The sequence below is a fragment of the Gilliamella sp. M0364 genome (assembly GCF_016100565.1).
GTDB classification, from domain to species: Bacteria; Pseudomonadota; Gammaproteobacteria; order Enterobacterales; family Orbaceae; genus Gilliamella; species Gilliamella apis.
This window is the reverse complement of sequence record NZ_JACFSF010000001.1, coordinates 756769-780451: the sequence shown is the minus strand read 5'-3', so window position 1 is coordinate 780451 and position 23683 is coordinate 756769. Positions and strand designations below refer to the sequence as shown.

Annotated in this window: 20 protein-coding genes and 1 tRNA gene; 14 read left to right on the top strand and 7 right to left on the bottom strand. The window is 32.9% G+C overall.

Annotated features, from left to right (window positions below; translation table 11 throughout):
- Positions 1–2 precede the first annotated feature (2 nt).
- Both H3U96_RS03545 and H3U96_RS03540 read right to left on the bottom strand, forming a co-directional pair.
- Positions 3–800: a lysophospholipid acyltransferase family protein gene (locus H3U96_RS03545; RefSeq protein WP_065578619.1), complete on the bottom strand. Its 798-nt coding sequence runs from the start codon at positions 798–800 to the stop codon at positions 3–5.
- Positions 782–1501 carry a beta-ketoacyl synthase chain length factor gene (locus H3U96_RS03540; protein ID WP_065578620.1) on the bottom strand — a complete coding sequence of 240 codons (720 nt, stop codon included), beginning with the start codon at positions 1499–1501 and terminating at the stop codon, positions 782–784. Before H3U96_RS03540 ends, H3U96_RS03545 begins: the two co-directional genes overlap by 19 nt.
- Positions 1502–1621: 120 nt before the next feature.
- Between H3U96_RS03540 and H3U96_RS03535 the strand changes: the two genes are divergently transcribed.
- The 5 genes from H3U96_RS03535 to H3U96_RS03515 all read left to right on the top strand — a co-directional run bounded on the left by H3U96_RS03535 (position 1622) and on the right by H3U96_RS03515 (position 8503).
- A complete protein-coding gene (locus H3U96_RS03535; protein WP_108720845.1) occupies positions 1622–2707 on the top strand; it encodes a class I SAM-dependent methyltransferase in 1086 nt (361 codons plus the stop codon).
- A 26-nt stretch (positions 2708–2733) separates the two neighbouring features.
- Entirely contained in the window at positions 2734–3132 is a 399-nt protein-coding gene (locus H3U96_RS03530) for a hypothetical protein (protein WP_034904273.1), read from the top strand.
- A gap of 297 nt (positions 3133–3429) precedes the next feature.
- The gene (gene aspT / locus H3U96_RS03525; protein WP_086357074.1) at positions 3430–5130 is read left to right on the top strand and encodes an aspartate-alanine antiporter; all 1701 of its coding nucleotides are present in this window, start codon (positions 3430–3432) and stop codon (positions 5128–5130) included.
- A 29-nt stretch (positions 5131–5159) separates the two neighbouring features.
- Positions 5160–6761 (top strand): bifunctional aspartate transaminase/aspartate 4-decarboxylase, encoded by a 1602-nt coding sequence (locus tag H3U96_RS03520; RefSeq protein WP_086320576.1) that lies wholly within the window; start codon positions 5160–5162, stop codon positions 6759–6761.
- A 527-nt stretch (positions 6762–7288) separates the two neighbouring features.
- Positions 7289–8503 (top strand): MFS transporter, encoded by a 1215-nt coding sequence (locus H3U96_RS03515; protein WP_198195609.1) that lies wholly within the window; start codon positions 7289–7291, stop codon positions 8501–8503.
- A 312-nt stretch (positions 8504–8815) separates the two neighbouring features.
- Here H3U96_RS03515 and H3U96_RS03510 read toward each other — a convergent pair whose 3' ends face one another.
- Positions 8816–9409, bottom strand: a complete 594-nt coding sequence (locus H3U96_RS03510) for a hypothetical protein (protein ID WP_198195607.1) — start codon at positions 9407–9409, stop codon at positions 8816–8818.
- 348 nt (positions 9410–9757) lie between these two features.
- Between H3U96_RS03510 and H3U96_RS11390 the strand changes: the two genes are divergently transcribed.
- A complete protein-coding gene (locus tag H3U96_RS11390; RefSeq protein WP_198195605.1) occupies positions 9758–11113 on the top strand; it encodes an SWIM zinc finger family protein in 1356 nt (451 codons plus the stop codon).
- A complete protein-coding gene (locus tag H3U96_RS03500) occupies positions 11103–14417 on the top strand; it encodes a hypothetical protein (protein ID WP_198195603.1) in 3315 nt (1104 codons plus the stop codon). Before H3U96_RS11390 ends, H3U96_RS03500 begins: the two co-directional genes overlap by 11 nt.
- Before the next feature lie 753 nt (positions 14418–15170).
- Here the strand turns inward: H3U96_RS03500 and H3U96_RS03495 are convergent.
- Positions 15171–15989: a helix-turn-helix domain-containing protein gene (locus H3U96_RS03495; protein WP_198195601.1), complete on the bottom strand. Its 819-nt coding sequence runs from the start codon at positions 15987–15989 to the stop codon at positions 15171–15173.
- A 121-nt stretch (positions 15990–16110) separates the two neighbouring features.
- Between H3U96_RS03495 and H3U96_RS03490 the strand changes: the two genes are divergently transcribed.
- Complete coding sequence (locus H3U96_RS03490) at positions 16111–16290, top strand: hypothetical protein (protein ID WP_198195599.1); 180 nt, start codon at positions 16111–16113, stop codon at positions 16288–16290.
- Positions 16291–16825: 535 nt separating this feature from the next.
- Here the strand turns inward: H3U96_RS03490 and H3U96_RS03485 are convergent.
- Both H3U96_RS03485 and H3U96_RS03480 read right to left on the bottom strand, forming a co-directional pair.
- The gene (locus tag H3U96_RS03485) at positions 16826–18355 is read right to left on the bottom strand and encodes a DHA2 family efflux MFS transporter permease subunit (protein ID WP_198195597.1); all 1530 of its coding nucleotides are present in this window, start codon (positions 18353–18355) and stop codon (positions 16826–16828) included.
- Positions 18356–18363: 8 nt separating this feature from the next.
- A complete protein-coding gene (locus H3U96_RS03480) occupies positions 18364–19539 on the bottom strand; it encodes an efflux RND transporter periplasmic adaptor subunit (protein ID WP_086360595.1) in 1176 nt (391 codons plus the stop codon).
- Between the two features lie 568 nt (positions 19540–20107).
- Here H3U96_RS03480 and H3U96_RS03475 point away from each other — a divergent pair.
- The gene (locus H3U96_RS03475; protein ID WP_198195586.1) at positions 20108–20263 is read left to right on the top strand and encodes a hypothetical protein; all 156 of its coding nucleotides are present in this window, start codon (positions 20108–20110) and stop codon (positions 20261–20263) included.
- A 264-nt stretch (positions 20264–20527) separates the two neighbouring features.
- Here the strand turns inward: H3U96_RS03475 and H3U96_RS03470 are convergent.
- Positions 20528–20615: transfer RNA gene (locus H3U96_RS03470), tRNA-Ser, on the bottom strand.
- 193 nt (positions 20616–20808) lie between these two features.
- Here H3U96_RS03470 and H3U96_RS03465 point away from each other — a divergent pair.
- From H3U96_RS03465 to truD, 5 genes are read left to right on the top strand one after another with little or no spacing between them, the layout of a single operon-like run.
- Positions 20809–21126, top strand: coding sequence for a TusE/DsrC/DsvC family sulfur relay protein (locus H3U96_RS03465; RefSeq protein ID WP_034902173.1), 318 nt, complete (start codon positions 20809–20811; stop codon positions 21124–21126).
- A 21-nt stretch (positions 21127–21147) separates the two neighbouring features.
- Positions 21148–21441, top strand: coding sequence for a cell division protein FtsB (gene ftsB / locus H3U96_RS03460; RefSeq protein WP_034902171.1), 294 nt, complete (start codon positions 21148–21150; stop codon positions 21439–21441).
- Between the two features lie 8 nt (positions 21442–21449).
- Positions 21450–22145, top strand: coding sequence for a 2-C-methyl-D-erythritol 4-phosphate cytidylyltransferase (gene ispD / locus H3U96_RS03455; RefSeq protein WP_086357069.1), 696 nt, complete (start codon positions 21450–21452; stop codon positions 22143–22145).
- Between the two features lie 12 nt (positions 22146–22157).
- Entirely contained in the window at positions 22158–22631 is a 474-nt protein-coding gene (gene ispF / locus H3U96_RS03450) for a 2-C-methyl-D-erythritol 2,4-cyclodiphosphate synthase (protein WP_232347712.1), read from the top strand.
- Positions 22632–22657: 26 nt separating this feature from the next.
- Complete coding sequence (gene truD, locus H3U96_RS03445; protein WP_086360594.1) at positions 22658–23680, top strand: tRNA pseudouridine(13) synthase TruD; 1023 nt, start codon at positions 22658–22660, stop codon at positions 23678–23680.
- The last annotated feature ends 3 nt before the right edge of the window (positions 23681–23683 follow it).

The window sequence follows — 23683 nt, the reverse complement described above, 5'->3', positions numbered from 1 at the left end:
TGTTATTCTTTTAATTGTTCTAGGGTTAACAATGATGCAAGATGTCTTGTCAGTTTTCTTGCGGCAATAGTGGTATTTTGGTCTAAAAAGTCTTCAATTTTAATCTTTTCACCGACATTGATATTGAAAACTGCCTTTCTTTTAGGAATGTCATACCATTTTTGTTGTTTTATCAACCAAGGTGGATTGCATTGAATATGTATGATTCGAATATCTGCATGGCAACGTAATGCTATGTTTGCAGCACCTCTTTGTAATGTTATAGGGTTATTGGGTATGCTTCTTGTTCCTTCTGGGAAAATCAAAATTTTACCCTTGTTAGACAAGATTTCGTTGCATTGTGGTAGTATCCTGCTTGATTCTCCATTAAGAATATAACCTGCCGTTTTAATAATGCGACTGATGAAAATATTATTAAGTAAAGCTCCTTTAACCAAGCAATCACATCTACGCATAACGGATACCAGCAATACCACATCTAATAAAGAGGGATGATTTGCAATGATTAAACATCCTTCATCGTGTTTTAATTTTTCAATTCCTGTAAATTGATAATTAAAAATACCTAGATATTTTATTATCCACAAAAATACTTTAAAACTTATACTAATGCTATATTGAGCAATTATTGTTCTTTTTTGTTTATTCCATACGAATAACCTCAATAAACTAAACCAGATTATCGAAAGAACGATTAACCCATAAAGACCAAATATAATAAAACCCAATGCAGTTGCGAATAATCGCCACCACTGATTTAAGGTATATGGTTTTCGTTTTTTTATGTATTGAGAGTCCATTGCCAATCTTGAGATAAACCTTTTATGATGAATTGTTGCTGTTTATTTAAAAATGCATTTAAAAAAGCTAACGATTGAGGATAGTCGATTTGATTTGATTGTGATGTTTTTTCAATACTTTGACAAGTAAATTGATTACCTTTAGTTAAAATATATCCTACCGCATAGTAAGGAATTAATTGGTGAACAATTGTTTGATAAGATTGAGGTATCATACCATCAAAATCAATTAATAGTACTTTTTTATCTTTTTGAAGTAATATCGGTAGTGCTTCTAACAAACTTTGCTGAAAACTATCATCATTTGCACTAAGTGAAGTGACGGGCACTTTTTGTTTGGCAATAATCGTGAATAATCCTGATGCTGTATTATGTACTGATAATGCGAAGTCAGTTGGTGAAATATCAACATTTTGATTTAATGCTGTAAGTATTTTATATGTTCTTTCAAGTTCACCATGCCTACTTGAGAATATTGCTAAGTCAAGTTTGTTATTTTCAATAAGCTCCAAACCAACTTCAACAGCTAGGCGTGATGAAATACTCATCCTCCTTGCTTGCATCATAGGTAGTTTATTGAGTTTGGGTAGTGGTAAATCCCAATTGTGGTTAATCTGTTTTGACCATAATTGCCAGTCAGATTTAGAAGATAAACCCGCAGATAAAGCAAACCAATTTTCGATTGAAAAAGAAAATTTCATAGTAATGTTTTTAATTAATTCTTTACTTAGTTACTTTTTGTAATATTATTAAATCAATAATTCTTGAGAAACATCAAATTTAATTTATACAATACAGTAAAACAATAAAAAGGCAAGAGATTGACAGAACAAGAAAACAGCAAGTATGGATTTAATAAAGAAATTTATACTGCATTAGAAGCAATTACAGAAGCCCAAAAAATTGCCTTTGCACCAATTTTATTCCAAGCAATCATCGCTATTAAAAATCATGGGATTTTATCTCAAATTGATCAGGCTGGAAAAAATGGTATTAACTTAGATGACCTAACTAAAAAAGTTTCTTTATCTTCTTACGCAATTGAACTACTGTTAGATGTTGCACTTAGCATACGTGTCATTTATCAACAAGATTCAAACTATATTTTAGGTAAAATAGGTCATTTTTTATTACATGACAAAATGACAGAAGTTAACCTCAATTTTTCCCAAGATATTTGCTATCAAAGCATGTTTTTTCTTCAAGAAGCGCTTGAAAAGGGTGAACCAAGCGGCTTGAAAATTTTTGGTGAGGGAAAAACGATTTATCCAATATTACAATCATTACCAAAACAAGCTAAAAAAAGTTGGTTCGAGTTCGATCATTTTTATTCGGATCACTCTTTTCCTGCTGCTTTGCCTTATATTATTCAATTAAAACCAAAACATATTTATGATATTGGTGGAAACACAGGTAAATGGGCGATTTTTTGTGCTAAGCATTTAGAGAAAACTCAAGTAACAATCTTAGATTTACCTGAACAAATAGCTGTCGCTAACGAAAACATCAAACAAGCAGGTTATGATGATCGTATTGATGGTGTCTCTGTTAATTTATTGGATGCTCAAATTTTACCCAATCAAGCAGATGTATGGTGGATGAGTCAGTTTCTAGATTGCTTTAGTTTGGATCAAATTACCCAGATATTAAAATTAATCCATCGTAGTATGCATGATGATGCTACAGTCTGTATTATGGATCTTTTTTGGGATCGTCAAAATTTTGAAGCAGGAGCTTTAAGCTTAAATGCTTCCTCTCTCTATTTTACCTGTTTAGCTAACGGTAATAGTCGTTTTTATCATTCTAAAGTGTTTTATCAATGTTTAAATGAAGCTGGTTTTCACGTTGAGAAAGATATTGATGGACTTGGATTTGGTCATACTTTACTTATATGTAAAAAACGTTAATAAAAATAATCTTAAAGGAGTAAACAATGAAATTTTTTAAATATATTGCTGCATTTTTCTTAGTTTCACTATTATTTGGTTGTGCCGGTAAATATCAAGCACCACACAATATCACTACCCCTGTTAGTGGTTTAACTAAAGAACAGGTTAAACAAGCTATTTTGGATAGTGGAACAAAAGGTAAAGCAGCATTCGGTACTTGGAAAATGGAAGTCTTAAATAGCAATACAATTAGAGGTCATTTATTCAACCGTAAATTTGAAATTGTAGTTGATATCCCTTATTCTGCAACAAGTTACTCAATCAATTACGTGTCTGTTAGTCCAAACTTGCAAGATAGTAAAGGAAAAGTACATCGTAATTACAATCGTTGGGTAAATAATCTTGATGTTAAAATTAGAGAAAGTCTTTTCAGAGCTAAATAAAAATTTAATCTAAAAATAATTTTTATTTTCAAAGAAAGAACCACTAAGCCCAAAATTTGTTTGGGCTTTTTTATGTTGAATTCATTATTGATATTATATTTTTCCATTCACTACTTTAGACAATATAATGTTATTTACTGACAATAATATTAATCGTTAAAATTAACTATCTATTCTTGGTATTGAAGTTTAAAATATATCCATATTCATAAATTAGTATGAATATTATTCAAGTTCCAATCTTTTCTTTTCTATCTTTTTCTATTTCATAAATCTTAGCACTTGAGGACAATTATTATGTTTCAATGGCTTTCAAATTGGATTTTAGATGGACTTAAGCATTCACCCGAAATACTTTTATTTCTCTCTTTAAGCTTAGGGTATTTGATTGGTGGAATTCGAATTGGTAAATTTCAATTAGGTGGTGTTGCTGGTTCATTATTGGTAGCAGTGGCATTAAGTGTATTTGGTGTTACTGTCGATGCTGGCGTTAAAGCGGTGCTTTTCGCTTTATTTATCTATGCTGTTGGTTTCGAAAGTGGACCACAATTCTTCCGTTCATTAGGGGTTAAAACTCTTCGTGAAATCTTTTTAGCATTATTTATTGCTGTTGCCGGTTTTGTAACAGTAGTTGTGTTAGCCAAATTATTCCATTTAGATAAAGGTCTTGCTGCTGGTTTAGCCGCAGGAGGATTAACTCAATCAGCTATTATGGGTACGGCATCAGATGCGTTAACTCAGCTAGGTTTAAGCCCAGAAGAGTTAAGCCGATTACAAGGTAATGTGACCATTGGTTATGCAGTGACTTATATCTTCGGTTCACTTGGCGCGATTATTGTTTGTGTCAACATTTTGCCGAAAATTATGGGGAGAGAAATTAACGACGATGCAATTAAGGCCGAAGCAGAACAATTACATGGCTCACTTTTATTAGGTAGTGGTCAAAACTTTGCTTTATCTGATGTAACTGGTCGCTTATATCGTATTACTAATAAGGTTAATCAAACCGTTGAAAGTTTAGAAAAGGTGATTAATGGTATTAGTATTGAGCGAATCAAACGTGGCAATCGTATTATTGAAGCTGCACCTGAAACCTTATTAAAAGCCAAAGATATTATTTTGGTTGTTGGTCATCGGGATGCCATGATTGCTGCAGCTGATTTATTGGGTGAAGAAGTGAATTCAGCACAGGGTATGGATGTGGTGATGAATACCCAAGATGTTGAAATGCGTAATACTCGATATGTCGGTCAAAATTTAACGCAAGTGCTTTCATCTGACGAAGTGATGAAGTTAAAGCATGGTATTTATTTAATTGCTGTTCATCGTGATGGACAACCATTGCCATTAAATAATGATATGGTATTTAAATTAGGTGATGTCATTACTATTTATGGTACTGATGGTGATTTAAGGCGTGTAGTGGATAGAATTGGTGCGCCGATTACCAAAAGTGAAAAAACTGACTGGATATTCCATGGTTTAGGTCTGGTAGTTGGACTTATTATTGGTCTTATTGTGATCAGAGTCAGTGATATTCCAATCACTTTAGGTGCAGGTGGTGGTGCATTATTATCAGGCTTATTGTTTGGTTGGTATCGCTCCTTACATCAAACTGTTGGAAATATTCCAACCGGAGCAGTGCAATTACTTAAAGATTTTGGTCTAGCTGGCTTTGTAGCAGTGGTTGGTCTCAGTTCAGGTTTACAAGCCATTAATACAATTAAAGATCAAGGTCTTTCATTATTCTTAATCGGTGTTGTGGTGACTTTATTGCCGATGTTACTTGGTATTTATTTTGGTAAGTATGTCTTGGGTTATAAAAATTCAGCGGTATTTGCCGGGGCTTTAGCTGGCTCTCGCAGTGCGAATCCTGCTTTTGGTGAAGTACTTAATAAAGCGGGTAACTCAACGCCTACCAATTCTTTTGCTATTACCTATGCTTTAGCTAATGTTTTCCTAACGTTATTAGGACCATTAGTTGTTGCTTTTGTTTAATTGACATCTCAAATTAAGGATACATGGTTATGAAAAGTAATAATGAATATGCAAAATATGCGAATTTAAGTCCTTTTGAATTGAAAGATAATTTAATTAAACTAGCACAAAGCCATACTGACCGTGTGATGTTAAATGCGGGGCGTGGTAATCCTAATTTTTTGGCAACATGGCCACGACAAGCATTTTTTCAACTTGGTGTTTTTGCGTTACAAGAATCCGAAATGTCTTTTTCATATATGAATGAAGGTGTCGGTGGTATGCCAATTAAGGCTGGTTTAACTGGTCGTTTTGAACATTTTGTTCGTCAAAATTATCAAACTCCGGGTGTGTCATTTTTAGGTAAAGCATTTTCTTATATTCGCGATCAGCTTGGCCTAGATGAAAATGCATTTTTACAAGAGATGGTGGAAGGTATTTTAGGCTGTAATTACCCTGTACCTGACAGAATGCTACGTTTTAGTGAGGAGGTAGTTAAAGCATATGTTCTCACTCAAATGGGGGCACAATATCTTGGTCGTGATGATCTGGATCTGTTTGCCGTTGAAGGCGGTACAGCAGCAATGGCTTATATTTTCAATTCTATGAAAGAAAATAACTTAATCCAAAAAGGTGACAAAATTGCCATTGGCGCACCTATTTTTACACCATATTTAGAAATTCCAGAGCTTAATGATTATCAATTAGTAGAAGTTTTAGTTAACTCTGATCCTGATGCCAATTGGCAATATCCAGAAGCGGAACTGCGCAAATTAGAAGATCCTGCTATTAAAGCTTTCTACTTAGTTAACCCATCAAACCCACCATCAGTAAAAATTGATGATAAAAGCTTACAGATCATTGCTGATATTGTGAAAAAACGTCCGGATTTAATTATTTTGACTGATGATGTTTATGGCACATTTGCTGATAACTTCCAATCCTTGTTTGCTATTTGTCCAAAAAATACCATTTTAGTTTATTCATTTTCTAAATACTTTGGGGCAACCGGTTGGCGTTTAGGTGTTATTGCAACAGCACGTGATAATATATTCGATAAAAAAATTAAGGCATTACCAAGCAAAACGAGACAGATTTTAAATAAACGCTATAGTTCTATTGTAACTGATCCTGAAAACCTAAAATTTATTGATCGTTTAGTGGCTGATAGCCGTGCAGTTGCACTAAATCATACCGCTGGGCTTTCAACTCCACAACAAGTACAAATGGTATTATTTGCATTGTGTGAGATGATGGATACCGATCAAAGTTATAAAGCTGCATTAAAATCATTGATCCGTCGTCGAGCGGCTTCGTTATATCAACATTTAGGGCTTGCGCATCATACTGATGAAAACAGTGTTGATTACTATACCTTAATTGATCTAGAACATATTTGTCGTGAGCTTTATGATGACAAATTTGCTAAATGGATCCTAAAAAATAAGAATCCATCTGAGATGTTATTTAGAATTGCCGATGAAGCAGGGGTTGTTTTATTACCTGGTAAAGGATTTGCTGTACAGCATCCTTCGGCTCGAGCTTCATTAGCCAACTTAAATGAATATCAATATGCAGCGATTGGCTTATCAATGCGAAAACTTGCTCAAGAGTATTATGCTGAGTATCAAGGAAAAGCGAAGAAAAAATAGTTAATCACTTAGATTAATTCATCTGTCTACATATCAAACCCTAGTTTAACTAGGGTTTTTTATTTTATATATCATTTAACTTGATTATAAATTTTAGTTATTCCTTCTGAATAAAATCAAGTTAATTTAATAATATTGATTTTTTTAAACAGCTATTTGACAGCTTATTTTCTAATCTATATGATCGCAAATGAAAATCATTATCAACTTTAGTATATTCGGATGAAAAAAATAACTGTAAAATTTAGTCTATTTAGTTTGTACTTTATGTCCTCATCTTCTCGATATAGTACTTATCAACAACCACGACAAGTAGGTATTTCTGCACAAATAAACTATTGATAAATCAGTTAAATATTAGATGCATAAAGGATATAAATTTGTTTTTGTTTTACAAAACTGATTGTTTTAAATTTACCGAATTATGAGTGGTAAAGGGTTATTAAAATATATTTGTACTATTAAAGAATGATATTAATGAAAATATTATGACCACAAAATAGGTACTGCAAAAGGAAAATGAGTAAATGAATGACAAAGCAACAATTAGATTACCTAAAAATGTATGGTTTTTATTTGTAAGTCTTTATATTACAGAATATGTTGGTATTGGCTTTTTGACTATCGCCTTAGCTTTAATCCTAAGGAAAGATGGCATGGAGTTAGATCAATTAAGTCTTATTCCTTTAATGATGTTACCAATTGGTTTAAAAATTTTATGGGCACCGGTTATTGATAAATATTTAAAAAGACGGATATCTCATTATCGCAATTGGTTGTTTATCTCTTTAACTTTAATGTTAGTCTGCTTGGTGTATATAGCTTTATTAGATCCTATACAACAGTTTTATATCATTTTACCCATCATCTTTATTTTTTCGACCATGACTGCAACTCAAGAATTAGCCATATCAGGATTAGCCTGTAATATTTTTTTAGTTCAGCAACGTTATCTTATTTCAAGTATCAAAACCAGTGGTTCTATGATAGGTAATATTTTAGGCGGCGGAGTAATTTTACTACTTTATGCCTATATTGGTTGGATGGGTTGTTTATTATTAATTACTATTTTAATTGGATTTACATTAATTCAACTTTTCTTTTTTGCAGAGTACCGTTACTGTCAAAATAAACCAATATATGAAAATATGGATCCTAAATATTGGAAAGATCTGATTATCATCTGGAAAGGTAGAATTAATTGGTTAATTATTTTGATACTTATGCCGTTTAGTTTCCTACCGGCTTATAATCTATTATCACCAATACTTGTCGATGAGGGTTGGGCATTATCAGATATTGCTATTTTATTAAAAGTATTTGGATCCATTGTTAGCTTAGTGGCTGTTATATTAGTGGCAAAAATCCTCAAACGATTATCTAGGAAACAAAGTTTAACCTATTCATTACTTTTTCAGGCGTTTGCTTTACTTGCATTCATCCCGATCTCGTTAGGTTATGTTAATATTTTTAATGTCTATTTAGCCTGTTTTCTTTACTTCTTTAGTTTACCTTTAATGTCTATTGCGATTACTGCCATCATAATGGACAACTCAGATAGTTCACAGGCACGTTCTACTGCCTGTAATGCTCAATCGGCACCAAGTTTTATATGTGGATTTATCGTGATATCACTAAGTTATTATCTTGCAAAAAAATTTGGTTATTTTCCAGTTGTAATCGGCTCAATAGTATTGGCATTTTTAAATGCATTCTATGCAAGCAGAACAATGGGAAAATAGGAGCAGAATAGGTAGATAGGATAACTTTATAGTGTAATTGGATGGATAATTAAATTAGTATGCTTATTGCTCAAGATATTGAATACCAAATTCAAAATACCCTTGTAGTTATTGGTGTTATTACGGTGCGGAACGCAGTGTGGTAGGAACGCTTAACTATAAATGGTAGTTATCAACTATAAACTAACAAAATGCAAACAATTGTTTGCATTTTTTATACTATTTAAAAAAAGATATCATAAAAATAAAATAGTAAGAAAGTTCACCTTGTTGATACACTTGAACAGTTTAAAATGAAATTATCTTTCTATATTATGGTTTGACTTTTGGTCCATAGCCCCAATCTAGAATGTATGGTTTATAATTAATATCTTGTTCATTATACTTTATAGAAGAGTCCATACCTTCCTCTTCATCTTCCTCTGACGGAATTTTACCAACAAAATCATTTAAATCACCTACTTTAGGTATTGTAGCAAATTCTTCAATAGTGACTAATTTATCATTTTTGACGTAAGTGATCTTCCAAATGTAATTTGTAGGATCTTCACCATGATAGAAAGTATCAGCAAATTTTTCTACCGGGGTTAATAATGTAGGTAATTCACCACATAGATCAGTTTCGTCGACACAAAACTCAACTAAAACTACACGATAAATATTGTTACCGACGATATATCTCGCAACCGCTTCTCTGGAATAATCGTTTTTATCAGAATAATTATTAACAATAAATACAAAGCGACCATCATCAATATCTGCTGAGTAAGTTAAATATTCTATTCCATCATTTAAAACTTCCTTCTGTTTTTTAAATATGGATATGTTTTCAGTAGTTGGGTTGGCAAATAATGGGGCTGCAAACAACAAAGATAATAGAGTGATTTGTTTTAATAGTTCTTTCATGTGTTCTATTCCTATATTTTTATATGCAACAAATAATCTAAGTATGCATTTCAGTAAAGATTGTTGTTTATTGTATTTTAATTTTGTTATTGTACAAATATTTGGCGTTCAATATTGCCAATAAAATTGGTAGATAAGAGTTAAAAACAGATATTTTTCATAAAAACTCTAATATAAATAATCTTCTAATAAATAGATGCTAAAAGCAATGTTTCCCTTTAAAAAAACTCACTTTTTTGTTGGTTTTTGATAAACTAATTATCAATAAACTATATAATCTTAAAAGATATCATATGTAGCATTGGTTCTATTTTAGTATTTGTTTAAATTTTTTATTTAGGAAAAACCGTGCGAGCTTTTTTTCAGCAATCAAATTTTACTGATGGAGCACTAGCTTTAGCGCTTTCGCCTGCTTTGACGCCAACAGGTATTGTTCATCATCCGGTATTTTTTTCTGGTTTTTCGCTTTACCCGCAAATTATTGCAAGAGGCTTGCTTGTATTAGCAGACATTACTTCTACGAACTATTTCCAGTATAAGCCTGAGTTTCAAAAAGATCCGGTACTTTCAGCGCAAGGTGATCGTGTAAGAGCAGAGTGTTTTTCTGCCTGTAATGGGGTATATGCACGTTTAGATTTATTAAGAGAAGGCCTTGATGGAGAGATTTATCGAGGTACTACTAATGTTGATATTGGTATTGGTTTAAGACAAGCGCTTGCTAAGGTTAATAGTAAAGACAGACTTCATTTAAATATAGGTGATCAAGGGTTAGCAACACGGCATATAGAGGATAAAGGCAATCATCTCAATGGGTTAGATAAAATCATTTTACAACGGCCTGTTCAAATGCCTAATCGGTGGATAAGAGCTTTAGGCAATATCGCTGAAATTCATAAAAACATGAAGCCAGTTTTTACAATAAAAGGACTTCAAGCACAAATGTTTGTGAGTACTCTACCTAATGTAACGAGTAAAAATCAATCTGGTTGGCTTGTATTATCGCGTTCAGGTATTAAATTAATGTCTAGAAGTGATACGCATAGTGTTTATATATCTGGCTTGCATCGTCTCAATGCACTTAAGCGCCTAATAACTAATATTAAAAGTTTAACCTTTTACTGTTTGCAAAATAACGAGCAGGGGCCATGCATGATTGAAGTAAGCCTTTTAGGTGCTCGTTTAACACTTAGTTTAACAGCTGAAACATGGCAAGGATATTCTGGTGAAGGAGCATTGTTAACATCTTTAGTTTCATCTGCAGAACAAAAAGATTCAAAAATAGTGAATGATCTTTTACAGTTTGATGCGCTTATTAATAAAGAACAATTGTCAAATGCTTCAGCATTAGAGGCTTATCGTATTGAGCGCGCACTTGCTTATCTTGCCGTTTCTGGAAAACTTGGGTTTGATGCATATGAAGGTTCTTATTTTCATCGCGAATTACCAGAAGATCCGAACCGAGTTTTAAAAGATAATCCACGTCTTATTGGTGCGCATAAATTAGTTGATCGGATCGAAAAAATTGATGAGATGACATGGATGGTCAATTCTACAGATGATTGTTATCGAGTGTCTATTCCTACAAATCAACTGAATTGCAATCCACAATGTACATGTACTTGGTATCTTAAAAATCAACAGAAAAAAGGACCCTGTAAGCACGTTTTAGCTGTACAAATCAAGGAAGGTATTTATGAACTCTAAGCTTGAAGAAGCCGTTGCTATTTTTAACTCTTTGGGATGGGAAAAAGTAACTATAGATACCATATTACAGCAACCACTAGGCACAAAAGAACAACAAAAAATAGCGCTGAATGGTCTAAAAAATGGAGACTGGGAGCGTCTTATTAAAAGAGAGGCAAACAGCGATTACAGCAATGAAGGATATATTGAATGCAATCTCAAACATATCACATTGTATGCTATTAGGATTGGCGTTTCTATCACCCGTGCTCTAGAGTTTGCTTATTTTGCTGATAAGCCCTTATTACTGCCTATTATTAAGGATAAAGGTGAAAAATATGCGACTAACTTTATCAGTAAAGCTTGCGTATCCAGAAGAAGAGTATTTGAACACTCTTCAAGTGTATTTGGTGATATTGCCGTTCAACTTGTTGATCAGTTAAATTTAGCTATTCCTGAAAGCTACGAATATATGAAAGATTGGGCTGTTTATGCTGCTTTGTCTATGGGATTACCTGCTGAAGACTATTCTAGAGCAGTATCGACTCAAGAGTTACCAACACAAGAACAAATAAAACGCAGATTTTCTGAGCATATTAAAATAGGGATTGCCGTCAATGTACCTGCAACTGGACCATTTTTTTCTGTATTTATCGAAGGTGTTAAACAAGGTTGGCTCTCAAAACACGATGCAATAGAGTTTATCTTTTTTGCGTTAGATATTGCCAGTCGACCTGGGGATAGAAAGGTTTGGATTAGTGCAATAGAGGGGTTGGGGATAAGTACTACAACGTTATGTGAAAGAACAGCTGTTTTGATTCCTTTACTTGCCAAAGGTGAATCAGATGTAATTGCAAAAATTGCGCCTATATTGATAAAGAATGTTGATGATGAACTTTTAAATGAGGTAATGATAGCTTCATTCTCAGCAAAGGTTAAATCAACAAAACAGTTAGTTTTAAAAACAGCAATGACAAGAAAAGCCGCTAGTGATGTAGCGCAACTCACACCATGGCTGGCGATATGGTGTGACGATAAAGATAAATCTATTGCAAAGCTAGCTCGTCAATTGGCTTACCATTGGCAACTCAATTATGCACAAATTGAAGAAAGTCATACACAGGACATTAAATATCTTTGGCAAAAAACACCATCTTTGTGGACATGTCCTCAATTTGATTGGGGAGAAGTTACACCTCAAGCACTAACAGAGCTTGCCAGTGAACTGGTTAGTCGAAGAGAGTTTGTTTGTGATACTGTTGCTGAAAGATTTTTAGCTGTTGCAAATAAGATCGCTTATAACGATCCTCAATCGGCTAGAACAAGTTTGACGGGGGTGAAACCAACATCTGTTGATGTACTACTTAATTTGATTGCTTGTTGGGTGAAAGGAATTGAACCTGAAGGCTATTGGGGAGCAGATCAGAAAGATATGGTACATGAAGTACTGCATGCTCGTAATTATGTAGTTTGCAAAAATTTAGATCAATTGCCTTGTATTTTATCAACTCCCAGTAAGAATGACCTTTCAATTACAGTAGATGATCTTTGTAAACGACTAGAAAAATACCAGAAAAATAATATTGATGCACTTGAAGCGGATATATTTTTAGCTTTAACTCGTTTGGATACCAAAACACAAAGTAGTAAAAATTTAAACTTATTAAAAACGTTAAAGGTTGATGTCATTTTACAATCAGGTAAAAAAATGCCTGTTAACGCTGGTAACATAGTTTTAGCTTATCTTGATTGCCCTGTAAAAGAAGTTTTATTAGATTATAATGAGGAATATTTTTGGGATATAAAAATTCCAACCACTCCATCATTACAATATTTCCCTAAACGATTTGATTCTTTAGGTGATTTGACTAATGCGTTTTCAGTGTTTCCGCTCTGGGGTGATGCTGCTATACGACTGAGTGTTTCTTGTTTCAATGAAACGGAACATGTCAAGGGTCTCATTTTTAGACAAATTGCTAGGAGGCAAATACCGTTAACTGCTGGCGCGGCAATGAATTTTCTTGCAGCACAGCGTTCAGCATCATCTCGTGCTATAGCTGATATAGCCTTAGCCGTGAATGAGGCATGGGAAAGAGGCTTACTTATCCCAGGAATTGCTGATGTTTTCTTGCTAGATTGGGCAAATAGAACCCCTTCTAAATTAGTTAGCTTAGTTGCAACGCTGTCAAATATTGCTCAGCAAGGGCTTTTATCCGTTGTATGGCCAATTTTAGATGAATTAATTTTAGCATCTTTAAAAGCGCCGAGATTGCTATTAGGAACTGATGAAATTGTAGATGCTATGGCAGAATTTTTACCCGAAGTTCAGTTTGCAGTTACCAATGGACTTGCGTCGCCAAACCAACTGGATCTTTTAGGTTTGAGAGCTTTAGCTGAAAAAACAGGTAGTTCACGAGCAATCAGTGTAGCAAAATATATTATTACCCAATTACCAGACATTAAGTCTGTTAAATCAAAAAATTCTGATGAAGTTAATATAACTGATTTTGATAAAATTTGGCCTAAAAAAGAAAGAAACATTCCGGTACTTGATGATGGCGCTATTATCTCAATTGATTTATTTGAGCAAAGCAAATCTAATTCCGCTTTCATTTTTACATTGAAACTACCAGATATTAATGACCGTGTTTTTCATATAGTAAAAACAAATTGGTTTTTTGATTTAGAAATAGAAGGGCAATGTCAAGCATATCCGGCTCCCATGGAACACCCTAAATTTACAACAGATAGCCAAGAAAGTGTTTATTTGCATTGGGATAATGATAAAAAAGCCTTACTGGTGAGCAAATATCGAAATTGGTTAAAAAATGAAGATGGCCCATTGTCAAGTACAGAAATACCAGCATTATCGAATACTTTATTAATAATTGTTATTGGACTTCTCGCTCAAGATGGCGAGGGGGCCTATTTTGCTGAAAATTATGTTTTAACGAGTCGCATTGATGAAGAAACTGTTCGTAGAGCAATTTTACTATTTTTAAAAAATCCCATTGTAAGTCCTGCAAAACTTATTAGGTCATTAGAGAAAGAAATTAAATTTTTACCATTACTTTGGCCTATTTTAATTGAATGTGTTCGTTTTGTTGGTAATCTCGTTAGCCGAGGAGAAAAAATACCAGTCTGGACAAATCGTATTTTAGACATATCGTTACAGTATTCCGCTTATTTGAAAGAAGCTGCATTGCGTGGTTACATCAAAGATGCTAAATGGGAAGGTCTGCACGAAATAGCTTCATCAAAATTAAAGTCAACAGCAGTGGCGAAAGCAAAACAGTTACAAGAAGCTTTGAATATTAACCTTTAATCAAAGACTGTTACAGTACTATTAAATCTAAATTTATTTAGGTTATTGCTAGTGTATTATCAATTTTAATGCCTAGGTAGGATGTTATATTTTTGTAGTAGTATGTCTATTTAGGTAATAGTTTTAGTTAAAATGAGCCTTAAGCATAGCTAATTCCTTTATCCATAATCATCCAAACGAGAGTGCTTTATTAATCCCCAAATATTAATTTGATGGTATACACTCCTCAATTATTTTTACAAATAAATGATGGAGTGATACTACAGGGAAGAAAGATAACTAACACTACAATAAAAATGACTTATCCTGAAATCAGTTATTTCTTTACCAAAAAATTCCAGATAGAATACTTGCAAATATATATTTTTTATATAGTTATATTCTCGGTTCAACGTATATTGATTAAATTTAATTTTTTATCATAATAACGATGTGTATGAGGAATAGGTGTTCCTCTAGTTTTGTACTCAATATGAAAATGTAACATACTATCTTCAATATTTATCAAGTGTATTTTTTCCATATTCGGATGCATTGTTAATTGTTTACATAATGATTCAAAAGAGCAATTAGTCGTTTTATCTAATCTGCAAAGTATTAACTCAATCTTAATTCATCAAAGTATAAGTGCTTGCGAACGCTTGATACAACTCAATGGTATTGCGATTAATCAAATGCAATCTTTGGTCAATATTTCTGAAACGAAGAATCTTATATTCAGTTAGTAGTATATAAACGATAATACAGTGTATTTTAGGTATGTAATGCCTGAAATACGCTGTACAAACAGTAATGTTTTCCGCATATAGTGTCTTTATTATCAATTATTAAAGCTCGTTTGAGTTGTGATGGTCTCAGCCCCAAACTAGATAAACATGTTCTGCTAAAATGAGCCGAATCAGAAAATCCCATATCATTGGCTAATTTTGTCAGCGTTGTATGGGAGTCGAGTGTATCAATTACATCCTGCAATCTTTTCCACAATAGGTAACCCCTGAAATTAATACCCAACTCAGAACGAAAAAGATGAAGAAAGCGACTTTCAGAAAGGTGTATTTTTTCGGCGATTTCCCTCGATGAAATTTGCTTTATAGGTAATGATGAAATAATAGAGACTGCTTTATTAATGCGGTTATCTTGATCACATGAACAATTAGGATCTGACTCACATAATAACTTATAGACGTGATAAAGCTCAAATGGTTGGCTAACAGTAACAGATTTCATAAAATAACTGGCAATTTTTAATGCTTCTTCTTTAGTAAGAAAATAAACAGGATTAGTTTCAGTAAAATGCGATAATAAGTGATAATAGGGATCTTCTGGGTCAATAAGCAAATTAATACAACAGACATCTGGTGCGCGCAGTTTATGGGGAACATTTGATTGAATAATAAAACCAAACACATCTTTTTTTTCATCTGGTGTTTCTAGCTCAAAAGACATATTGTGCAATGATATTGTCAATTGAAGAGAAGGGTGACGATGCCAATCCGTCGTGATATTGTTTATAAAAAGCAATGTAGATAAATTTTGTCGGTGCACTTTAACTAACAAATCATTGTCTAACATGATATTTTATCCCTGCTAAATAAACATCCTTGTCATTAAAAACAGTAACATAAACCATATTTAAAGACTATATATATACGTAATTCGATTAACTTTAACTAACTAAAGGATAACACATATCATGTATAAAGTTAATCAAGAACAATACAAACGTATTTTTGGTTATTTTAAACCTATCACCAAAAACTTTATTATAGGATCGCAAAATATTTCGCAATCTTTTTGCCATTTTTCAGTAGATAATTTTAATATTAATAATTTTGATAATTTACTATTAAAATTAAAAAAAGATGTTAAATAATTTCCAGTAAGAAGAAAAATAGAGTTCTTAGCTGGTAGAGTGTTTTCTGCTATGGCATTAGAAAACTTATTGCGTGAGGGAGAATATTACTGGAGACTAAAAAGTTCCAACGGAGCCATTTTATGACCTAAAAACATAGCTGGTTCAATATCTCACTCTAATAATTTTGTAACTGCGGTTACAATAAAACACTCAAATGAGGTTCAAAGCATAGGAGTTGATATAGAAAAAATAATGTCCACTCAAAAAGCAATTGATTTAAGTCAAACGATCCTAAAATGCTCTATTCCCAGTGACATGATAATGGACATAACACATTACATTACTTTAGTATTTTCAGCCCAAGAGAGTTTATATAAGGCGTTTAGCTCAACTGGTATTACACTTTCATATGAAAATATTTTTTGCATAGGTATAAACAAAGAAAAAACATGTACATTACATGTAGCTAATCCGATCAATAAAGTTTGTGAAGTTCATTTTTATTTTTCAAAATATTATAATCTTGTTATTAATTAAGGGATTATATAACCAACTATTTTTCTATTTCATTCTTTGATGTAATGGTTGATTTTGCAAACCAAACAACTATGATTAATAGTAGAAAAATAATTCCATATAGCCAAAAAATTTCGTTGGTTGAGATTACCAGCCCCTGATTAGTAATATTTTGTGCCAGTTTTGCCGAAGCTTGAGTTTCAGAAAAACCTTGCAGCTGAAACTGCTGATATGTGTATTCTAGCGTTTGTATATTTTGATTCATTAGATCAGTTAGTTGGTTGTGATGAATTGCTTCACGATGTTCCCATAATGAATTTGTTAAAGAAGTACCAATGGAAGTAGATAATGTTCTAAAAAAATTAAATAAACTTCCTGCTGCCGCTAACTTGTGAGAAGGTATATCAGTTAAAATTATTATATTCAAAGGCATAACAAAGCAAGCTATCGCAAATCCTTGAATGAATTGGGGCCATGCAGAACTCGAAAAATCCATATTAGGCTCAAACGAGTAAGCTCTCCAAAAAAAGCACAAAGCAAAAACAATGAAACCAAAAGTCACAAGCTTCCTCATATCTAAATAAGGAACCAAACGGCCGACAATTGGAGCAAGAACGATAGGAACTAAACCGATGGGAGACAATGCTAATCCTGCCCACGTTGCAGTATAACCAAAAACTCGTTGTAATAGCTGTGGTTGCATAACTAATGTTCCTATATGTAGCAAAAATGCCAAACTTATGCAAATCGTCCCTACTGTAAAATTTCTTGATCTAAATAAAGATAGATCAACAATAGGATGATTCGATGTCATTTCCCAAAGAACAAAAAAAGAAAGTGTTACTAACGCTATCACAGATAAAATAATAATTTCAGATGAATTAAACCAATCCAGTTCTTTTCCTCTATCTAAAATAAGCTGTAAACTACCAACACCAAATATTAATAAAGCAAGCCCGATAGTATCTATTCGAGATTTACTTATTTCTGTTTCTCGTCCTTTTAATAATATTCTAATACTTATCCATGCTATTAGACCAATTGGCACATTTAGTAAAAAAATCCAGCCCCAAAATAAATTGTCACTTATCCATCCACCCAAAATAGGTCCGCAGACGGGAGCAATAATAATAGTCATCGACCATATTGCTAAAGACATATTTTTTTTGGAATCTGGAGAGTTAGCTAATAATAAGCTTTGAGAAAGAGGAATAATTGGTCCAGAAACCGCACCTTGTAGTACTCGTGAAATAATTAACATTTCAAGGCTGTTGGAGACACCACATAACCAAGAAGCAAATACAAACAACAAAATTGAAAACAAAAATAATTTAACTTCCCCAAAGTACTTAGCTAGCCATCCAGATAAAGGAATTGAAATGGCATTGGATACGGCAAATGATGTAATTACCCATGTTGCTTGGCTACTTGATGTTCCTAGGTTTCCAGCAATAGTAGAGAGAGCTACATTGGCAATTGTTAAATCTAAAATTTGTAAGAAGGCCACTGTTGCCAATGCAACAATAAGCCCAATTAATTTTGCACCTGATAGATATAATGGTGACATTTTATGATTCACTGAATATTACTCTCTAAAATTAAGTTATTTTGCATAATTTCTCGTACTAGTTGCTCGAATTCATCTAAGTCGTAAGCAAGTACATCTGTTTGATATTTAATTTCTTGAGGTGAAATATCAGTAAGTAATTTTCCACTTACATCACTGGTATCCACTGTTACATACATAGATAACCCTACCCGTAATGGATATTCCTTAATTTGCTCTTTATTCAATTCAATACGAACAGGTAAACGCTGAACTACTTTAATCCAATTTCCTGTTGCATTTTGTGCTGGTAATAACGAAAATGCACTTCCCGTTCCCATAGCAATTCCTGTAATCACCCCGTCGAATTTAATATCATCTCCATAAAAATCACTAGTTAACTTAACTTTTTGTCCTATTCGAATGTGTTTTAATTGAACTTCTTTAAAGTTAGCTTCTACCCAAACTTGATCCAAAGGAACAATAACTAATAATCGTTCTCCTCTATTAACCTGTGTTCCAACTTGGACTTGGCGCCTCGAAACATATCCAGTGACAGGGGAAACAATTGTTACTCGTTTTAAGTTAAGCCAAGCTTCCTTTAGTTTAGAAATAGCTTGCTGAATACGTGGTTGTTCTAATAATGAATTCTGCATTAATAGGGCATTATTAATTTCTAACTCTTGCTTGGAAATTTTTAAGTCATTTAACGCAATTAATACATCTTGCCTAGCATGCTCTATTTCTTCTTTTGAAATAGCATTACGAGACCAAAGGCCTTCTCTCCGAGCTAAATCTTTTTCTAATTTATCTAATGTCGCTTGCTTTAATTGAATACTTGCTGACAATTTTTCAGTTGTCAGTTTGATCTGTTGAATTTCTCTTATTACCTTGGCTAATTCATTTTTTGCATAACTAAAATTATTTTCAGCATCAATTGATTCTAATTGAGCGATAACATCTTTTTTTCTCACAAAGTCATTATCATCAACGTAAATGGAGGAGATTCCTCCGCTTATTTGAGTATGAATTGGAATTTGATTTCCCATAACATACGCATTATCTGTAGATTCTGTAAACCGAGAAAACATGAACCAAAAAATGAAGTATCCTATCCCTGAAACTAGGAAAATAACAGATAAAATAATCAATTTTTTATATCGTTTTAAACCATTGAATTGTCGGCCATCGGTGTTGTTTTCCATCCTACACTCCATTTACATCTTTCATTTTAATCATTGCTTCTATGAACAGCATCACAAAATGCTGTTTCATTAAGCAGACATTCCACCATCAATAACTAGAGTTTGACCCGTAATATAATTACCCCTACAACCGAGTAAAAAATTCACAGACATAGCCACTTCCTTATTATTTTCCATTATGTTACTCCATCTCTTGTTTGGTTATTAGATTGTGAAAAGTTAACTGCATTATATAAATGGGTGAGTAATATTGTCTTGAACAAATAAGCTGACTTCATTTTATAAAAAAAAATTATTCATTTATTTAACTCTCTATATTTCAAATAGTTATTTATTCTTTGACAATTATTTTCATTTAAAAAAAAGAATGAGAGATTTAATATAGCTAGTTTATTCAATTAAATAACCATTGAATTGATATATGCTCACCCAACATATATCTATTAGAGGATATAATTAATGACTTACGACTGTGTTTAGCATCATTTCTGACTAAAAAAATATTACTGTTCTTATATTAGAAAGAGATGAACGTAAAGGAGACGTCTGGCGTAGACGACCAGATAGTATGCGGTTATTTACACCAAGAGCAATGAATCAACTAACAGGTTTAATTATGACTGGTGATCAAAGAGGGTATCCAGATAAGCATGAAGTGGCTGATTACTTAGAGTTTTACCCTCAACATAACAAATTACATGTATTGCTAAATAAAAACCAATAAAATTCCGAATAAAAAAGGAGTTAGGCTTTACTCTAAACTTACTTTTTTAATTAGTGTTTTAAATTTAAAAAAATTTCATTATTTTTTTACTAATTCGGCTAAATTAGCCGTTTTAGCCATAAGTTAGTGCGTATTGACTTAAAATATTGGCAGATGAGAACTTATTTAAGATTGTAAGATTATTTAACTAAAGTGGTATATTAGATGGAATACTAAAAAAATTCTATTTCAACTTTTTGATTTTTAGATAATATTTAAAGAAGATGGCGGAAGCGCAGAGATTCGAACTCTGGGAGGGTCGCCCCTCGCCGGTTTTCAAGACCGGTGCTTTCAACCGCTCAGCCACACTTCCGCAATGGCTGTGAATATTAAAGGAGACGGACTTGTTTGTAAATAGTAAATTTAATATTTTTTATCGACTGCTTTAATTTTCGCCAAATTCGGATGAAATTCAGCAAAACTAGCTTGTTTACTCGCCAAAACTAGTGTTGCAATCTTATTAATCGAGTATAATACGCAGCAAATATTAAGTTATGTTTTGAAAAATGTTAAATCAAATAGACACTGATGATAAAGGGTATTTAAAAAATTGGCAGGATTGGACTGTTGATTTAGTACCTGAATTAGCTACTTTAGAATCTATAGAGTTAACTGATGCTCACTGGGAAGTGATTTTATTTGTTCGTGATTTTTACTTAGAATATAAAACTTCACCGGCAATTCGTGCATTGGTTAAAGCAATGGAAAAAAAATTTGGTCCAGAAAAGGGCAATAGTAGGTATTTATATAAGTTATTTCCTGATGGTCCAGCTAAACAAGCAACTAAACTAGCAGGCTTACCAAAACCTGTTAAATGTATTTAAGTTAAGAGATAAATTAAACTTATGATTAGGTGGAAAATTCCATTTTTATTACTACTAGTGCTGGGTTATTTACAGTACTCATTGTGGTATGGCAAGAATAACATTTATGATTATCAAGAAAATGTGCAAATGTTACAGAATCTGCATCGAGAGAATGATATGTTGAAAGCACGTAACGAACAGATGTTTGCGGAAGTTGACGATTTGCAAAAAGGCTATGAAGCGATTGAAGAAAGAGCGCGCAGTCATTTAGGCATGGTTAAAGCCAATGAGTATTTTTATCGAATAATTATTGATTCTCAAGCAAAACAATAAGGTATTACGTGACAAATAATAGTGATATTATCGCAATCGTTCCTGCTGCAGGAGTGGGTTGTCGCATGAAAAGCCAATTACCTAAACAATATCTAAAAATTGGTCCAATGACAATATTGGAACATACTATACAAAAATTGTTAACTCATCCCAATATTTCCTGTGTAGTGGTGGTCATTAGTCCTGACGATAAGTTTTTTAATACCCTTGAACTCGCTTCGCAAAATAATGTTAAAGTGGCTTATGGTGGTGAAACTCGAGCTGATTCTGTTTTAGCAGGTTTAAATTTAGTTAATGATAACCAATGGGCCTTAATTCATGATGCCGCAAGGCCATGTGTTACTCATGAAGATATTACAAAATTAATTAATCGAGTATTACAAGAAAATAAGGGTGGAATATTAGCAACACCACTAAGTGATACGATTAAACAAGCTTATAAAGATGATCAAACTGTTATTGCTCACTCTATCGATCGAACTTATTTATGGGGAGCTGCTACGCCGCAATTATTTAATGCTGGTGAACTTAAAATGTGTTTAAGTAAAGCCTTAAAAAATAATATTGCAATTACTGATGAAGCATCGGCTATAGAGTATTGTGGTGGTCATCCATTATTGGTGGAATGTCGTCGAGATAATATAAAAATTACTCGACCAGAAGATTTAAACTTAGCATCATTTTATTTAACTAATCAAAATTAATATAGGTAGATTATGCGAATCGGTCATGGGTTTGATGTCCATAAATTTGGTGGTGAAGGGCCAATTACATTAGCTGGAGTGAAAATCCCTTATCAGTTTGGTCTTGTTGCTCATTCTGATGGTGATGTGGTATTACATGCTATTACTGATGCATTAATTGGTGCATTGGCTTTAGGAGACATTGGTAAATTATTTCCAGATACAGATCCTAAATACAAAGGTATAGATAGCCGATTATTATTGAAAGAAGTGTATGGTATTATCCAATCTAAAGGTTATAAATTAATTAATTTAGATACTACTATTATTGCACAAGAACCTAAAATGAGACCTCATGTAGATCAAATGCGGGTTAATATTGCTGAAGATTTGCAAATTCATTTTGATCAGATTAGTGTCAAAGCAACGACGACTGAACAATTGGGTTTTACTGGCCGTAAAGAAGGCATAGCTTGTGAAGCCGTAGTGTTATTAGCAAAGAAATAGAGATAAATTAGACAATAGGCGATTACGTGTTAGCAGAGCTCAATTATTTTTATGGTAAACCTACAAGCCATGGTTTATATAAGCAACAATATGAAGATTTTATTGTTATCGAAGAACTAGGTTTTGATTTAACTGGTGAAGGTGAACATGTTTTAGTTTATCTCGAAAAGATAGATTGTAATACGGTATTTGTGGCTGAACAGTTAGCTAAATATGTTGGCATTTCAGCGAAAAATGTCAGTTATGCAGGCCTTAAAGATCGCCAAGCTGTTACCCAACAATGGTTTAGTTTGCATATGCCTGGCCAAGATACCCCAGATTTTTCACAATTTGATTTAATTGGCTGTCAAATATTGCACGTTACTCGGCATAATAAAAAATTGAAAATAGGGGCTTTAAAAGGTAACCGATTTAAAATTGTTTTAAGAAATTTGACTGGTCAACAAGAAGTCGAATCAAAATTAGACTTAATTAAACAACATGGTGTTCCTAATTATTTTGGCGAACAACGATTTGGACGTGAGCAAAATAATATTAATCAAGCAATAAAGTGGGCTAATGGTGAAATGTCAGTTAAAGACCGTAAAAAAAGAAGCTTTTATCTTTCTGCTGCACGTAGTGCTATTTTTAATGATATAGTCAGTCAAAGGATTCAACGCCAGATTCAGCAAACAGTTGTTGATGGGGATATATTACAATTATCAAAAAGTAATAGTTGGTTTTTGTCTAAAACAGAGGAATTATCACTTTTACAACAACGTTTACAAAATGGTGAGATTAATATTACCGCTCCTTTGGTGGGGGATTCAGGATTAGGTACTGAATCTATTGCTTTAACATTTGAACAAAATTGTTTGGAAAATTGGGCTTGTTTTGCTGAGTTATTTAGAAAGGAACGGGTTGAAACGATGCGACGCTCAATATTGTTGCGTCCTGAGCATCTAGAGTGGCAATGGCGAGATGAAAATAACTTGGACATCAGTTTTTATTTACCTTCAGGTTGTTATGCAACAAGTGTATTACGTGAATTGATTATTGGAAATGAGTAATTT